Annotated in this window: 14 protein-coding genes; 9 read left to right on the forward strand and 5 right to left on the reverse strand. The window is 70.7% G+C overall.

What is annotated here, in order from left to right:
- Nucleotides 1-573: WD40 repeat domain-containing protein (locus tag JS756_RS00005; protein ID WP_205380765.1), on the forward strand; the 573-nt coding region annotated here is incomplete at its 5' end.
- Nucleotides 574-903: 330 nt separating this feature from the next.
- On the opposite strand, the gene JS756_RS00010 is transcribed toward JS756_RS00005, so the two are convergent.
- Nucleotides 904-1,656 (reverse strand): maleylpyruvate isomerase family mycothiol-dependent enzyme, encoded by a 753-nt coding sequence (locus JS756_RS00010; protein WP_307790128.1) that lies wholly within the window; start codon nt 1,654-1,656, stop codon nt 904-906.
- A gap of 136 nt (nt 1,657-1,792) precedes the next feature.
- Nucleotides 1,793-3,301, reverse strand: a complete 1,509-nt coding sequence (locus tag JS756_RS00015) for an MFS transporter (RefSeq protein WP_205380767.1) — start codon at nt 3,299-3,301, stop codon at nt 1,793-1,795.
- Nucleotides 3,302-3,450: 149 nt separating this feature from the next.
- Here JS756_RS00015 and JS756_RS00020 point away from each other — a divergent pair, with 149 nt between their 5' ends.
- Entirely contained in the window at nt 3,451-3,885 is a 435-nt protein-coding gene (locus JS756_RS00020) for a MarR family winged helix-turn-helix transcriptional regulator (protein WP_240203074.1), read from the forward strand.
- 406 nt (nt 3,886-4,291) lie between these two features.
- On the opposite strand, the gene JS756_RS00025 is transcribed toward JS756_RS00020, so the two are convergent.
- On the reverse strand, nt 4,292-4,570 hold the full coding sequence (locus tag JS756_RS00025) for a phytanoyl-CoA dioxygenase family protein (protein WP_205380768.1): 279 nt from the start codon (nt 4,568-4,570) through the stop codon (nt 4,292-4,294).
- 325 nt (nt 4,571-4,895) lie between these two features.
- Between JS756_RS00025 and JS756_RS00030 the strand changes: the two genes are divergently transcribed.
- The 6 genes from JS756_RS00030 to JS756_RS00055 all read left to right on the forward strand — a co-directional run bounded on the left by JS756_RS00030 (nt 4,896) and on the right by JS756_RS00055 (nt 10,376).
- Nucleotides 4,896-5,522, forward strand: a complete 627-nt coding sequence (locus JS756_RS00030) for a TetR/AcrR family transcriptional regulator (RefSeq protein WP_205380769.1) — start codon at nt 4,896-4,898, stop codon at nt 5,520-5,522.
- Nucleotides 5,519-6,433: a DAPG hydrolase family protein gene (locus tag JS756_RS00035; RefSeq protein WP_205380770.1), complete on the forward strand. Its 915-nt coding sequence runs from the start codon at nt 5,519-5,521 to the stop codon at nt 6,431-6,433. The genes JS756_RS00030 and JS756_RS00035 overlap by 4 nt, the downstream gene beginning before the upstream one ends.
- 75 nt (nt 6,434-6,508) lie before the next feature.
- Entirely contained in the window at nt 6,509-6,649 is a 141-nt protein-coding gene (locus tag JS756_RS00040; protein ID WP_307790130.1) for a DUF1427 family protein, read from the forward strand.
- Nucleotides 6,646-6,864: a XapX domain-containing protein gene (locus JS756_RS38000; protein WP_205380771.1), complete on the forward strand. Its 219-nt coding sequence runs from the start codon at nt 6,646-6,648 to the stop codon at nt 6,862-6,864. Before JS756_RS00040 ends, JS756_RS38000 begins: the two co-directional genes overlap by 4 nt.
- Before the next feature lie 74 nt (nt 6,865-6,938).
- Nucleotides 6,939-8,072: an MFS transporter gene (locus JS756_RS00050; RefSeq protein ID WP_205380772.1), complete on the forward strand. Its 1,134-nt coding sequence runs from the start codon at nt 6,939-6,941 to the stop codon at nt 8,070-8,072.
- A gap of 657 nt (nt 8,073-8,729) precedes the next feature.
- Nucleotides 8,730-10,376 (forward strand): sodium/solute symporter, encoded by a 1,647-nt coding sequence (locus JS756_RS00055; protein WP_205380773.1) that lies wholly within the window; start codon nt 8,730-8,732, stop codon nt 10,374-10,376.
- Between the two features lie 266 nt (nt 10,377-10,642).
- Here JS756_RS00055 and JS756_RS00060 read toward each other — a convergent pair whose 3' ends face one another.
- Nucleotides 10,643-11,008, reverse strand: a complete 366-nt coding sequence (locus tag JS756_RS00060; protein ID WP_205380774.1) for a hypothetical protein — start codon at nt 11,006-11,008, stop codon at nt 10,643-10,645.
- A gap of 52 nt (nt 11,009-11,060) precedes the next feature.
- A complete protein-coding gene (locus JS756_RS00065) occupies nt 11,061-12,515 on the reverse strand; it encodes a DUF6777 domain-containing protein (RefSeq protein ID WP_205380775.1) in 1,455 nt (484 codons plus the stop codon).
- 295 nt (nt 12,516-12,810) lie between these two features.
- On the opposite strand from JS756_RS00065, the gene JS756_RS00070 reads away from it, so the two are divergent.
- Nucleotides 12,811-16,140, forward strand: coding sequence for an AAA family ATPase (locus JS756_RS00070; protein ID WP_205380776.1), 3,330 nt, complete (start codon nt 12,811-12,813; stop codon nt 16,138-16,140).
- The last annotated feature ends 133 nt before the right edge of the window (nt 16,141-16,273 follow it).

Here is a 16,273-nt window from a genome sequence, read left to right on the forward strand (position 1 = left end):
TCGGTGGCGTTCAGCCCCGACGGCCACACCCTCGCCACCGCAAGCGAAGACCGAACAGCGCGACTGTGGGACATGGGAACCGGCCACCTGCGCACCACGCTCACCGGCCACAGCGACGGCGTGACCTCGGTGGCGTTCAGCCCCGACGGCCACACCCTCGCCACCGCAAGCGAAGACCGAACAGCGCGACTGTGGGACATGGGAACCGGCCACCTGCGCACCACGCTCACCGGCCACAGCGACGGCGTGACCTCGGTGGCGTTCAGCCCCGACGGCCACACCCTCGCCACCGCAAGCGAAGACGGCACGGCGAAGCTGTGGGACGTCGCCACCGGAGGCACCCGCACCACCCTCACAGGCCATCTCGGCTACGTGACCTCTGTGGCGTTCAGCCCCAGTGGCCACAGCCTGGCCACCGGTGGGATCGATCGCAGGGCAAGACTGTGGGAGGTCGCTCTACCCGGTCAGACCGATGCGATCAGGAGAATCTGCAGGGCCGTCCACCGAGACTTCACCCCACAGGAACGAGCGACGTACCTCTCGGGTCGGCCGGTTCACACCTGTGCTCCCTGAGGGAGCGTGAGATGTGGTCCTGCTCGCCGTCCAGCAGTCGTGGCGAACGGTGACGGTGGAGGCCGCCGTGTCCAGGCAAGACACCGTTCCGGACTGCGGGCAGTGTCACCACGGCCATGCGGATCGTCCGGAAGGACGACCGCTGGCGGTCCGCCACGCCCCGTTTCCGCCGGGACCGACCGGACATGGCCGGGCAGGCGCGCGCCCGCAGCCCGCCTGCCCGCCCGGAGGCGCCGTACGACCCCGCACGGTGTCGGCACGGCCGCACAGCATCGGGCGCCGCGCCCGATCCGGGCGGCACAGGCCTCGGAACGGGCGGGCCGCGCCGTGTCAGAAGGCCGAGTTGGCGAACCAGCGCTCCAGCAGGTCCTCGTCTCCTTCGGCAGAGACGAGTCCGCTGTCGAGCGACGTGCGTCCGTAGACGAGCAGGAGCAGGTCGGCGGCGGTTCCCCGGACGGCCGCGTCGCAGGCGTCCGCGGCCGCGTGAGTGGTGTCGAGCCCGAAGCCGTCGGGACGCAGGCGCACCAGCCATCGGTCGTCCCCGTCGGAGGTGTCGAAGAGGATCGTTCGGTCGGGGGCGCGCAGGTCGGCCACCTTGGGGGCGAAGAAGGCCGCGAAGGGCAGGTTGACCAGGAACTCGTCGACTCCGTCGACTGCGGCCGGACGGTCGATCGCGGGTCGCAGGCCGAGCGCCGATTCGGCGTCGGTCCGGTGCAGCAGGGTCTCGCAGAACATCCGGCGCGTCCAGAAGCGGGCGTGCTGGTCGGCTCCCCAGGCCCACATCGGCAGATCCGGCTCGGTGACCGCGAATGCGTCGGCGGCCACGGTCGCGCTCGCAGTGAGCCAGCCGGGGTATCCGTCCTCCCGGTCCGGGAGGTCCAGGTCCACGTCGCGTGTGCTCGGCGGCTGCTGGACGCGCGTCCGCAGCAGGACCGAGAACCAACGCTGGACGCTGCCCGTGTGCCTGATCAGATCGGTCAGGGTCCAGCCGGGGCAGCCGGGCACGGGCGTCGCCGGGTCGGCGCCCTCGACCGCGGCGACGAACCGGGCGGTCTCGGCCGCCACCGCGGCCCGGTGGTCCACCGGTGTGTGAACGGGCCGGTGGCCGGAATGGTCCGAGGTCTTCAACGTCGCATGCCTTTCGGGGAGAAGGGGTTCAGCCGTGCCGCCGGACGCGGCGGGCTCGGGAACGGCGGCGGGGCAGGTCGGTGGATCCCGCTCACACGGCCGCCGTGGCGGATTCCGCCTCCGCACCCTGCGCCGCCGGGGGCTCGGCGGCCGTACTCGGCTCGGCAGCCCGCGGCACGCGGTCCGGCTCGAGCCCGAGGAGCGCGATGACCACGACCAGGAGGAAGGCCGCTCCGGCGATGACGAAGCTCAACGTGAACTGGCTCTCGGCGGGCAGCGCGGGCACGCCCTGCGGCACCGGGACGGTCTTGGACGCGAGCAGCGAGGTGATCACCGCGCTCGCCACGGCGCTGCCGACCGAGCGGGAGATCGAGTTGATGCCGTTGGCGATGCCCGTCTGGTGGGACGGGACGCCGGCCACGATGAGAGCGGGCATCGCGGCGTAGCCGAAGCTGATCGCCAGCCCGATGATCATGCCGGCGCCGATCACCGAGGCCGTGGTGTCGTGCGCGCCGCTCAGCCAGGTGAAGCCGAGCACGCCGCAGCAGGCGCCGACGGCCAGCGTGGCGCGCGCGCCGAGACGGCGGACCAGCACGCCGCCGACCTGGGCACCGAGCAGGGAAACGAGTGCCGTCGGCAGCAGGTACACCACGGATGCCTCGAGGACGGACGCTCCGAAGCCGTAGCCGATGAGCCTGTCCGGCATCTGGACGAGATACGAGACGCCGAGGAACTGGGTGAACATGGCGAATCCCAGCATCAGTCCGGCCAGGTTGGTGAAGAGGACCGGCGGGTGGACGAACATCTTGAGGTCCACCATCGGCTCCGCGACCCGGCGCTCGACGAGGACCCAGACCATCCCCATCACGACAGCCCCGGCGAAGGCACCGAGCGTACGGCCGGAGGCCCATCCCCACTGGTGCCCCTGCGAGACGGGGAGAAGGATCAGCACCAGCAGCGCTCCCAGAGTGAGGGCGCCCAGCCAGTCCGTGCGCCCGCCCGTCTTCGTCCGGGAGGCGGGCACGACGAACAGCACACCCGCCAGCGCCACCACTGCGAGCAGGACCGCGAGCCAGAAGACCCGGTGGTAGTCCGGGTGGGAGCCCCGGGTGAGCAGCCCCGCACCGACCAGCGCGAGTCCGCTTCCGAACGCGAGGGTGCCGCTGACCAGGGCCATCGCACCGTGCAACCGTTCCGGCCTGACTTCTTCTCGCAGGATGGAGAGGGCCAGGGGGAAGATCGCGGTGGCGGCTCCCTGCATCACTCGGCCGACGATCAGCCAGGTCAGCGAGGTGGTCGTGGCGGCGAGCACGGAACCCGCGACCATCACCATCAGTACGCCCACGAGGGTGGGCTTCTTGCCGTGCTGGTCGCCGAAGCGGCCGAACAGCGGGGTGAAGACGGCCGCCGACAGCAGCGTGGCCGTGGCCACCCAGCTGACGTCGGCGGTCGTGGCCCTGAGGTCGTTCTGGATGATGCCCAGGATCGGGACGACCAGGGTCTGCATCATCGAGACGACCATGGCGGCAAGCCCGAGCACCAGGACGACCGCGGTGTCTCCCGAGCGTCGTGGAGGAGCCGCCTGCTGTGCCTGAGACACGAAGAGTCTCCCTGTCCATGACCCGGTGAGCTCCGTGAGAGCCCGGATCAACTATTTGAGAACGTCGATACTTGAGAACTTCAAGCAATGGCGGGACGGTAGCCATCAATGCTTGAGATCGTCAAGTTTCCTGGCGTAGGGTGACGCGCATGACAGGAACCGCCCGCACCGACACGGCTCACCTCATGGAGCTGTTCTCCGTCACGCTGGCCTCCTACTACGGCGATTTCACGGTTGCCGCCGCGAGCGAGAACCTCACGCCCAGCCAGGGCAAGACCCTCACCGTGCTGCGTCGCGGAGCCGCGTCCATGAGCGCCTTGGCCACCACCTTGACCTGCGACGCCTCCAACATGACCGGGATCGTCGACCGACTGGAGAAGCGCGGCCTGGTACGCCGCGAACCGAGCCCGTCCGACCGGCGTGTCAAGAACGTCGCCCTGACGGAAGACGGTGAGCGGGTCATCGACACGATCCGCGGCAAGATGCACCACACCGTCGCGGGTCTGGAGCAGCTGAGCCCGCAGGAGAGGGACACCCTGTCCGCACTGCTGGAGCGCGTCTTCGCCACGCGGCCCGCCGTCTGACCCGAGTCACCCGAGAGCGGCCCCGCGGCACGTCCGGTCCCACCCGCGGCGATGCCGCGCCCGCGATTCCGTCAGGCCCCGCGCACCCGGCCCGGGGCACCGCGCCCGGTGCGGCGGCCGCGAGCCCCGGTGGCGACGCGGGCGTCGCGCCGTCCGCGGCCCCACCGTTCGCCGCTGGAGCCGCCGACCGCCCCATCACCCACCCGCCGGCATGACCGAGTACGCCGAGCTCTCCCCATGGGCGGGGCGGCAGCCCCGGTCTGATCCACAGCAAGGCCCCAGATCCCAGAAGGCCGCGCTCCACCGGTGCCCGAGCGGCACTGTGCGGACGGCTTGAAGGGTGGCGGCCACGACGCGGCTTCGGCCGGTCCCGTGGCCCTGGGGGCTCCCGGCCGTGCCTCCCCTGCTACAGGCCCAGGCCTCGACGGATCGCCTGCTCGACCGGCGAGATCCCACGGTCCACGTCGTACGGCTCAGCCGGGTACAGGCACGGCTGAGCGAGGAACCGCGGCCGGGCACTGATCCTTGTCACCGGCTTGATCCAGGTGGACGGGTCATCAGGGTCACGGCCGGTCTCCCTCCAGAGGATGGCCAGGCACTCGGCGGCCACCTTCTCGGGGAACGCCTGCTCGACCTTGGCGAAACCGTCCTCGATGAACCGGGTGACCTGATCGTCCGTCAGCATGAGCCCAGAATGCCCTGAGCCGGCCATCACGAGCGAAGGGGATTTCGGGCCTCCGCCGGGATCTCGACGCGAGCGTCCCCACCGACGTGACCAGCACGAAGGCCATCTGCCCGGTGTGTTCTCCGCGGACCCCCGCCGCTCGACGAACTCGGGGACGCGGGGCCGGGAGTCCTCGACGGGGCGCTCGCGGGCTTACGGCCGGTGCGGCGTGGGGCACCTCCCGCACCTTCGGGGCAGCACGGGTGCCAAAAAATGCATGCCTTGCGCAAACTTGCTCGGGCCGTGTAAAAATAGTAGGTGTCCGCAGGCAAGAGGAGGCAGAGCGGTGCCCGCTGCAACGAACCGGACGCTGAGAGCCCGGGAACGCAATCGGCTGTCGATCCTGAGCGCCGCGAGGGAGGTGCTGGCCGCTGACCCGGACGCGAGCATGGACGACATCGCCGCGGTGGCCGGGGTGGTGCGCCGCACCCTGTACGGCCACTTCCCGACCCGGCAGGACCTGGTCGCGGACCTGGTCCGGGCAGGGGCGGAGCAGTTCGTCACGCACCTGGGGCCCATCGACGTCGAGGCCGACGACCCCGGCGCGGAGCTGGCGGCGATGGTGATGCGCACCTGGGGCGCGGCACGCGAGTTCGCCGTGGTGGTCGAGCTCGCCCGCCGGGGTGCCCCCGACGCCGTGACATCGGCGATGGAGCCGTTCAACGCGGTCGTCGCCGAGCTGATCCGGCACGGGCAGCAACGCGGCGTCTTCGGCAACGACCTCGACCCCGGGATGCTGTCGCGGGCTCTGGAGAGCACCGCGCTGATGTTCCTGTCCGCCGAGCCCACCGAGCGCTGGGGCGGCGACGCTGCCGACGTGGCCCTCACCCACCTGCTGCTGCTCGGCACGCCGCTGGACACAGCCCGCACCGCGGTCCGCACCGCGCAGACCCGGGAGGGAGAAGCCCGATGAGATACGAGCTCAGCGCCGCCGACCGGGCGCCCAGACCGGCCCACCACACCCGCGAACCGCGCTACCTGGGCTACCGGGAGGCCGACCGGGCCCAGCCGTACGCGAGCTACTTCCAGGCCCGGACCCGGCCCGTACAGGAGCATGTCGTGCACGCCCTGGTCAGCGGGATGGCGCCGACCGAGTACGGGTACGGGGTCGACGAGGTCGCCGACCGGCTGGCCCGGCCCGGGTACGAGGCCATGGAGACCGGCTGGACCCGCCTCCCCGGCGGGGGCGTCATGGTCAGCGTCCACACCCCGATGCCCGGTACCACCGCGGACATGTGGGACTGGTGGTTCGGCTGGCACAGCCGTGAGAGCGCGCGGTACAAGCTGTGGCACCCGGACGCCCACCAGTACTGCAGGCTCGGCCTGGACCGCGGCGCCGACCTGACCCTGACCGACCGGCAGCGCTACATCGGCAACGTCTCCTACGTGGACGAGTACATCGGCGGCCGGATGCAGGCACTGGCGATCCGGTTCCTGGACCCCGAGAAGATGGGCATCACCCCCGTCACCGGGACCACCCACATCTGCGCCCGCGTCGGCCTCAGCTCCCACCCGCTGGCCTTCGGATGGCTGATCCACCAGGTCAGACCCACCGAGGACGGCGCCGAGATGCGGTCCCGGTTCTTCCTCGGCGACGGCGCACTGCTGGACCTGCCCGCCCACGCGCTGCCACCCGGCCTGGCCACCCGCACCCTCACCTCACCCCCGGGCCGTGCGGTCGGCCGCGTGCTCGCCCCCAGAGCCGCGCCACGGCTGACACCCGCCACCATCGGCACCGACATGATCCACCACTGCGCCGCGGAGATGAACCACCTTGCGTCCTTCCTGCCCCGACTCCACGAGGAATTCAAGGCCAGCCCATGACACGTCCGGCCGGCTCGTCCGCCCCCGCAGGGCAGGGTCCGCACCGCTTCGGCCGGGCTGCCCGTGATCGTCTGCGTGCAGTCGTTCGGCGCGGGAGCGGTCGTCGGCGTCCTGTACGCGGCGCTGCGGGTGCGGTCCCCCGCGCCACCGCTCATCGGGCTGATCGGCCTGGCGGGCATGCTCATCGGGTACGGCCTGTCGGACTGCCTCACATGACCGCCCGACTGCGCCGGTGCGCCATCGCGTCAGCCGCCGGGCTACCGGCCGGAGCGGTGTTCCGGCTGTTGGGTGTTCCCAGCCCGGCTCCTCCTTGGAGCGCGCTGTGCGCTCTGCTCGGCATCCTCATGGCCGAACGCCTCACGGCGCGGGCCCGCACCCGGCACCCCACCGTCCCTTCCCCTCGCCCGTCCGGCCGGCTCCCTGCGGACTGACCCACGCCCCACGGCATCCCAGGTACCCCGGCTCACCGGGACGCCCGCCGTCCTCATCTCGAGAAGGTCCCCGCATGAGCACCCTCACCCCGGCGGTCCCAGACCTGGCAGGTCCGTGCTCCTCCCCACGGTGGCTGCTGTGGCTGCTGCTGATCGCGAACACCGCCCTGTTCGCGATCTACGGTGGCGTCATCGGCGTGCTGCTTCCGCTGCAGGTCGAGCGCATCGACGCCGCCAACAAGGTCATGCTGCTCGGCCTCGTCACCGGCGTCAGCGCCGTGATCGCCACCCTGTTCAACCCTCTGGGCGGCGCGCTGTCGGATCGCACCCGGTCACGGTTCGGCCGCCGTCACCCGTGGCTGCTCGGCGGCGCCGCCCTGGCGATGGTGTTCCTGGTCTCGCTCGGCCTCAGCCCGACAGTGCCGCTGCTGATCGTTCTCTGGTGCCTGGCCCAGGCCGCCACGAACGTGTTCCAGGCCGCACTCACCGCCGTGGCGCCCGACCGGGTACCCCGGGAGCGCCAGGGACGCGTCTCGGCGGTGCTCGGCGCGGCCGGAACACTCGGACTGGTCACCGGCATCGTCGTGGCCGGCCGATTCACCGAGGCGCTGTCCACCGGATACGCGGTCCTGGGAACCCTGCTGCTCGCCGCCGCCCTGCTGTTCGTCACCCTCACCCACGACCCCCAGCCCGACACCACGGTGAACAGTGCGGCAGGCGGACAGCCGGCGCGCCGGCAGCTGCGATCGCTCCTGTCGTCGTTCGCCGTCGCGGACTTCCGATGGGTGTTCCTGAGCCGGGCGCTGATGATGCTCGGCTACTTCATGGTCACCGGCTACCTGCTGTACCTGCTCCAGGACCACATAGACCTGCCGAAAGGCCTGGCAGCGACGGACGGGGTCGCGATCCTCGCGGCAGCGTCGTCCGGGGCGATGATCATCGCCGTGTCGATCAGCGAACGCCCCGCCATCCTCACGGGCCTGGCCGGACACGCCCAGTTCGTCGGCGACTTCGGCGCGACCGACCGGGCCGTCCTCGATGCGGTCCTGGACGGCAACGGTGGCGGTGCCACCCTCCCCTTCGAGCTGCCCCGCACCCCCGAGCGGGTCGACAACGGCCGCGAGGAGGTCCCCCGCGACGCCGGAGACCCTCTCTTCGCCTACGGCCACGGCCACCCCACCCCCGAGTCCGGCACAGCCGCCCCGTAACTCACCCCGACACCCCGCCCACTCCCACTCCCACTCCTGGTGGAAACGCAGCCGAGTCCGCCCGGCCGGTCGCAGCTGCGAGTACCTCGTCCTCGGCCGGGCGGCGAGCACCGCGCACCCAAGTCCCCTCCTCGGACGGGTCCTCCCCCGCTTCCCCCCTCGTCTCGACCCCATGCGTTCCATGCCGTTGACCACACGACGTCCACGACGACGCGGCCGGCAGAGACCTTCCCCTCTTCCGCCTCCGCGCCCAAGAGCTGCGCGTCGTGGCCACCCACTCTCACCCGCCGGAGACTTCCGTGCACTCACCCTTCACCCCGACATCCGCCGACGGCCCACGAACTCCACGCCACGCGTTCCGTGAGGCCCTGCACGGCACCCGACGCACCTTCCTGGCGGTCAATGCGATTCCCCTCGCAGTCAGCGTCGCCCTGCTTCCCGCGACAAACCTGGCCTCCGTGCGCGTCGCCGGACACCTCACCATCGGGGTGGTGTGGGGCCTCCTGCAATGCGTCCTCTTCGTCACCAGCACCTGGTGGTACGAGCTTCGATGCACGCGCGCCTGCGACCCCCTCGATCAGCCCGTGACGTCCGGCACGCCCCAGCCCGGGAACCGGGGAACCTCCGGTGGCGGCAACAGGCACGGGTGGTGAAGCGATGTCCCTGGCAATCCTCAGCACGGGCGCGCTCGACTCCATCGGTTCCGACGCCAGACGGCCCGTGATCATCGCCTTCCTCCTGTTCGTCAGCGGTTCGTTGCTGTGGCTCTTCGCACTCGTCGCAGCCCACCAGGACGACCCCGACCGGTTCTACGTAGCAGGCCGACGCCTGTCCCCCACGGTCAACGGGTTCGCCATGGCAGGCGAACAAATCTCGGCCGTCGCGCTGCTGGCGATCCCCGGCGGCATCGCACTGTTCGGCTACGACGGCTTCACCGTCGCCGTCGACGTGCTCCTCACCATGGGCGTCATGCTGCTTCTCGCCCAGAGGACACGAAACACCGGGCGCTACACACTCGGCGAACTCTTCGCACTCCGCGCACCGGGCCCAGGCCCCAGGATCGCAGCCGCCCTGGTGACGTTGGCCATCACCCTTCCGGTACTCACAGTCCAGCTGCGGGCCGCCGGCATCAGCGTCTCCCTCCTGATCGGCATGCCCACCGACTCCGCCCAGCTGATCTGCACGATCCTCATCGGATTCCTCGTCGCGTGCTTCGCCGCCATCGGAGACCTCAGAGGCATCACCTTCATGCAGGTCGTCAAAGTGCCCCTCTGCCTGATCACACTCGCCGTGGTCACCCTGCTGGCGCTCAGGAGATTCGAGTGGGACCCGGGACACCTGCTGGGAGCCGCAGTGAACCGGAGCCTGGCACCGGACAAGTACCTGAGCCCCGGGCTATGGCCGTACTGGACCAGCCTCAGACCACTCAACAGTGTCGGCGAGCACATCATCGCGATCCTCGGCACCGCGGTGGCACCCCACCTGCTCCTGCGCATCGGCGCCTCCCGATCCGGGCCGGCGGCACGGCGCTCGATCAGCATCGCATCGGCCCTGGTCGGCATGTTCACCGTCCTCCTGATCGCCACCGGGTTCGCATCAGCGGCTCTCCTGGGCAGCAAGAACATCGGCGCCGCCGACGGCAACGGACAGTCGTCCCTGCTCCTCCTGGCCTCCGGCGTACTCGATGACGGCTCATCAGCACGCGTCGCACTGATCACCACCATCGCATGTGTCACCTTCCTCGCGGTGTTCACCGCCGTGACCAGTGTCGCGTTCGCTGCAGCGGTCTCCCTCACCCGCGACGTGTTCGCACGACGCCTGCGTCGTCACAGCAACACAGCAGAGGTACGCACCCTGCGTCTGGCCGTCGTCCTCCTGTGCACCGCAGGACTGTCGCTGTCCGTCGCCACACACCACTACCAGGTGGAATTCCTGGTCAATTTCGCCATCAACGTCGCAGCGTCATGCATCTTCCCGGCACTGATCTGTTCCCTCTTCTGGCAGAAGTTCAACCGCAGAGGGCTGCTGTGGTCCGTCTACTGCGGACTCGCCCTGTGCACACTGCTCACCGTCTTCTCACCCGAAGTCTCAGGGACCACGTACGCACTGTGGCCGGACACAGATTTCGCCTGGTACCCGTTCCACACCCCCGGACTGATCTCCGTGCCAGCCGCCTTCCTGCTCGGGTGGATCGGCAGCGTCACCTCGCAGGAAGCCCCGCCTTCCTGCTTCCCGGACATCGAGTACACGATGGCGACAGATACTGGTGAGCGCCCGGCAGCGGCGTCTCCCCACTACGGCTGACAGCACGTCCCCCTACCGCCTGGGCATGGCGGACATCGCGGAAGGCATGGGCTGCGCGATGCTGACGCGTGCGGTCCCGGCCGGGAAGCAGCCGTGTGGGCGAAGGTTCCAGGCCTCCGGTGCCAAGGGCGAGGGCGCTGGCCGGTGGGAGCGTCGCGGTAGCGGCTTCGGTGGCCCGCCCCGGCCCGGGCCTGCGCCGCAGGCCTGCGGTCCGCACGGTGCTCGAGCAGCGGATCTTGGAGCGGAGGCGTGGGCCGCAGCCCCTGTCAGGTGGTCCGACCAGCCAGGGCGGCCGTGCCGGCCGGGGTCACGAAGGGAGCGTCGGCCGCCCGGGGCAGCGGGGGGACGGCGCTTCCGACCTGAGTGCCCGTGGTGTTGTCGGCTATCTGGAAGAAGCCCTGGACCGTGTCGTTGTTCGGGTCGGCGAAGGTGTCCCGGAGCATCGGTGTAAGGGTGTTGACGTACCCGGTTCCTTTGGAGTCCTTGAAGAACGGCGGACCGGCCTGCTGATCCGTGCGGGGGCGGTGGTTGTAGGTGACGACCAGCTTGGGCGGGAACTCGCCCGAGTGGTCCTTCATCGCCATCGTCGGGGTCCTCGCTTCCTCCGGATCAAGCAGATCCAGTTTCAGCATGTCCACCCACCGGGGCGAAGTTCCCGAATCCGCCCCGGCCTTCCAGGTGTGCTCACCGTCCCGCTTGCAGAGCCGCCCACGTCTGCGGCCCCACGACGCCGTCGGACTCCAGGCCGCGGGAAGATTGGTACGAGCGCACGGCGTTCTCTGTCGCCGGACCGAAGTCGCCGTCGATGACCACGGTCTCGCCCAGGGCAGCCGTCAGGGCGCGCTGCAGCCGGGTGACAGCCTCGCCGTTCGCACCCGCCCGCACTTCAGGGGTGTCGCCGCGGGACAGCAGGACGGTCCAGGTCTTCGGCCCGACGACGCCCAGGGTCTGCAGGCCGTGATCGGACTGAAGGCTCAGCGCGGCGGCGGCCGTCATCTCGCCGAACTCCCCGTCCACCGGGCCCGGATCGTAGCCCGCCGCCATCAGCAGACACTGCGCGGCCCCCACCAGCGCGCCTGTCGATCCGCGTTCGAGCGGGTCGTACGCGCCGAAGTCGACGCCTACTTCGGCGCAAGCAGCCTCCGGCCTGCCCGCCTCCTCCGCCCGGTACAGCGTGACCGTCATCCCCCTGAGCGCGACGGTGCCGGGCTCAGGGTCCTGCCGTACCACCCGGCCGGGCCCGGCGGACTCCGCTTCGCCTTGTCCCGCGGCAGCAGTCTCGACGCCGAACCCGGCCTCACGCAGGCTCGCTTCAGCCTCATCGGCCGGCTTGCCCACGACGTCCGGCACCTCGGCGTTCTCCTCGGTGCCCGGGTCGACCTTCAGCACCTGGTCCTGTTCACCGGATGTACCGGGTGGCCGTTCGAGGCCCTTGGTCTCTCCGTCCTCGGTGTGTTCGACGAGGAGGACGGCATCGAGCTTCTTCTCGGCCGGCTCGACCTTCACGATCCTCTTCCTGTCGAATCCCTTCCATTCCTTGCCCTTCTCGCCCTTCCCACGCTTGTTGCCCGCGACCCGGTCCGCGTCGAAGTCGACCTCCACGTCGTCACGCGGCATGTCGAAGCGGCGCAGCGGGTTACCGCAGCGGCACTGGACCACGGGCAGGCCGTAGGCATCGATGAGGACGGCCACCCCGGCTTCGAGCAGTGCGTAGAACGGCGTTGGTTCCTTCTTCCGTGTGTCGTAGTCGTAGTTCTCGACAAGGGTGTCGTTGCGCAGGAGCACGGGAGTGAGTTTGTCGACGTAGCTCTCGATCTGCTGCATGCCGATCCCCCGGACCTCTGCCCAAGCCGCCGCCTTCTCCCCGTTCTCCTTCAGGTACTTGATGAGCTGCCCCTTGTCGCAGCTGGACTTCCGCCGCGTCCCGCCGTAGAGCCCCGGCGTGGCTCCCGACTTCGAACCGCCCTCCAGCGCGGAGATCGTGCCGATGAGGTCGACGGCCAGACCGGCCGCGCGGAAGAAGGGTGAGCTGTTCGTGGCACCCCGGGCGAGTGCCTTCACCGTGACCCTGCCGCCCGCGCAGCTCGAGGCCCCGAGGGTGAACAGCATGCTCGCTGCCACGCCCAGGGCGGTCAGCACGACTGTTCTGTGCCAAGTTGCGGGCCTCCACCCCTGACGTAGCGCCGGTAACCAGGCCATGTTCTCCCCTGTCTCTCTGTCTCTCCTTCCGGCCGGTGCAGTCGCGGCCGACCGGAGCCCGGCCGGAGTGTGCAGACGGTGCGACCGGGCGGCTGATGCACGCCTATTGATGCAGGCGGTACGCGACGATTGGGGCCGGTTCACGCACGGCGTGGGTATTGCCGCTGGTGAAGGGCCTACGCTCTTTTCTCCGGACCGGACCGGTCCGGACATGGCGGTCTGTTGGGGACGGGACATGGGCAAGGCGGAGCCGACACCCAGGCGGGTGTTCGCCGACCGGCTGAGCGAGCTGCTGGGACTCGCGGCGGATCTTCCGATCAAGAGTGCGGTGGCCGAGGTCAACCGGCGTCGCCCCGCCGGTCGGAGCCGGCCCATCTCGGGACGGCGGGTCAGCGACTGGAAGCAGGGCCGCCATCTACCTGAGTCGGAGATGGCGTTCCTGCTCCTGGTCCGGGTGCTGCTCAACCACTGCCGCGGCCGGCAGATCCCAGCGGCACTGCTGGACGAGGAGCAGTGGCGGCGCTGCCTGCGGGCCGCCCGCGCCTCCCCGCCCGATCCTGAACCCCCGGCACAGCAGTCACCGGCACAGGTCCAACAGGCCGGGCAGGCGGCGCACGACCAGCGTCGGCGGGAGCCGGACCGGAGCGCCTCGGCAGTGCCCGACCGCCATCGTGGCGAACGCCCGGTGCACCCGCGGGAAGACTTCATCGGGCGGATGACCGAACTCGCGGCTCTCGCAGAGCGGATCGAGGCTGCGGCGACCGGCGCCGGATCCGTAGTGCTGCTTGCCGGCCCGGCAGGCATCGGCAAGAGCACCCTCGCGGCCGAGGCGCTGCGCCGCCACGCCGATTCCGCGCGCTTCACCGTCGTACGAGGCCATTGCCCCAGAGACGCGGTGGCGCCACCACTCTGGCCCTGGCAGCGAGCGCTACGCCTTGCGGGGGTCACCCCTGGTGGCGCAGCACAGCGAACCGCCGCGCCGCGGCCGGGAGCCGGGGCCGCGCCGGGGCACCGGCCATGGGAGGCGACGGATCCGGCCACCGCGGCGACGGCACGTTTCATGGAACTGGCCGGGATCGGTGAGGCGCTGGCCGTAGCATCCTCCCAACGCCCACTGATCGTCCTGCTGGAAGACCTGCACTGGGCCGACACCGCCAGTCTCGACCTGCTGCTGCAGGTGAAGACCGGCGTGGCGGCCGAGTGCCGGCTGCTCGTGCTCGGCACCTTCCGGGAGCCGGTGCCCGAAGAAGCCGCCGGAGCGCTCGGGAGCCTGGGCTGCTACTGGCCCGACGTGCTGCGGCTGGCCCCCTTCACCCGGGAGGAGGTCGCACAGTGCGTCGGCGAGCCGAACGCGGCGGATTCGTATCGGCGTACCGGTGGGCTGCCGCTGCTCGTCACGGCACTGCGCACGCACGGAGCCGACCTCAGCACCATCGTCAGCGGGCTGCTGACCGGACTCACGGCCGAGCAGCGGAGCGTCATGCGTGCCGCGGCCGTGCTCGACGAACGGGTGGATGCCACCGATCTCGCCGCAGTCCTGCCGGACCTGGACGAGACCCTCGTCGCCCAGGCGCTGGCTGCGGCCTGGCACGCCGGTGTCCTCAACACGGCAGAGACCACCGGCGCCGGACGCACCTACCGCTTCACCCACGATCTGGTACGCGACGAGATACTCGGCCGAACCGATCCAGCCGTCGCCCGTGCCCTGCATCGAGCAGCCGCACTGGCCCTGGAGCAGGCCGAAGGCGCGGGCGCGGCAGCCCGCATCGCGGCGCACTGGCGACTGGCCGGCAGGGGGCCCGGCCACCGTGCCGCCGCCGCACACTGGTCCCGGATCGCAGCGGACCAGGCCCGCGACCGGCTCGCCTACACAGATGCCGCTCGGTACCTTGCGGATGCCGCCGCCGTACTCGGCCCGACCGATCCGCAGCGTGCCCCGGCCCTCATCGAGCTGGCCCGTGCCGAGTACCTTGCCGGGCGGTACGACGCCAGCCTGAGGCACTGCACCGAAGCGGCCGACGCAGCGAACGCAACCGGCCAGCCGGCTCTGCTCGCCGAGGTCGCCCTGGTGTTGCAGGGCGTCACATTCCCTCGGGCCTCACAGACGATCAGTCGGCTGTGCAGGGCGGCACTGGCCGTCGAGGGCCTATCAGGGGCCGTGCGTGCTCGGCTGCTCGCCCAGCTCGCCAGTGCCTCGGCCGATCTGGGCTCGCCCGGGATGGCGGCCGAGCACGCCCGCGCCGCCCTCGATCTGGCCGAGGCAACCGGCGATCTGCGGGCCGAACTCGACGCGGCTCGGGCCAGGGAGATGACCCTGGCCCATCCGGACGACACCGCCGAACGCCTGAGCCTGGGTGAGCTGTCCGTGTCCCGCGCAGAGCAGCTCGGCGACCCGCTCGCCGCGGTGCTGGGCCACGAGTGGCGTATCCAAGCCGGGTACCTGCTGGGGCGGCTGAACCTGGTGACCGATGCGATCAGCGGCATCAAGGCGATCACGGCCCGGTCCGCACTGCCGCTCACTCGCTGGCACCTGCTGCGCGTCACCGCCTCCCAGGCCGTTCAGGTAGGAGAGTTCGCCGCTGCTCGCCGGTACAACGAGGAAGCCGCCGAACTCGCCCTGGCCAGCGGAGACCAGACCGCGATCGCCATGAACCACGTACTGTGCCAGCAGCTGGCTCTGGTGCGCGGTGCCCCCGAGGAACTGCCCGAGGAGATGTGGCGCGACCTCGACCGGGCGCCGAGAGAGCCACTGATCCTGTCGGTCCGGGCCCGGGCGCTGTTCCTCGCGAGGCGGCTGGACGAGGCACGGGAGGCCTACACCGGGCTGCGCGCGCTGCTGCCGATCCCGATGACGCACCCGACGTGGCCGGGGGTGCTGCTGCACCTGGTCGACCTCATCGAGATGATCGGCGACGCCGAGGCGGCGCGGCTGGTGTTCGACCAGCTCGCACTGTTCCGGCCGTACCCAGGAGCGCTCGGCACACCCACGGCCTACTTCTCCGGTACGGTCAGTCGCGAACTCGGCCGTCTCGCCCTGGTCGCCGGCCGCCCGGCGGAAGCCGAGACGTTGTTGCGGGAGGCGCTGGTCCGCAACCATGACCTCGGCGCGCGCCCCTACGTGGCGCTGACCTGCCTGAACCTCGCCACCGTCCAGCGCGACCAGGGTGCCCTGGCTGAGGCTGCTGCCCTCGCCGGCGAGACGCTGGCCATCGCTGATCAGCTCGACCAGCCCGGCCCCTCCGCTGATGCCATGCGCCTCCTCGACGAGATCGCCGCCCTGCACGTCGACCCGACCCCGATCACTCCACTACCAGCAACGGCGCCGCACGCTCCCTCCTCACGCAGGCACCCTTCACCGACCAGCGGAAGCCGAGATCGCCCACTGCGGCTGGGAACGCCTCACCACCCGTGCAACCCCATACCCGGGCTCCCTGACACTCCACGCCGCCCGGACCACGCCCTCCGGCGTGTTCGAACGGACGAAGGAGCCCCAGGAAGTGTCCGCGCGAAGAAGCCGCGCGCCCCGACGCCGGCGACCGGGCCAAGCCCGGCAGCTCACCTCTGATGGGCGCGGTGCGGGGGCCGACGGGGTGGTGGTGTCGCACCTGCACGTCCGGTCAGGTGAGCGCCGCCTTCCGCTGGACGCGAGGCCGTGGGTGACGAAGCGCGGGCCGGGTGCGCTGGTTGGAGTGGGGCGT

Source organism: Streptomyces actuosus, assembly GCF_016921115.1.
In the GTDB taxonomy this organism is placed as follows: Bacteria; Actinomycetota; Actinomycetes; order Streptomycetales; family Streptomycetaceae; genus Streptomyces; species Streptomyces actuosus_A.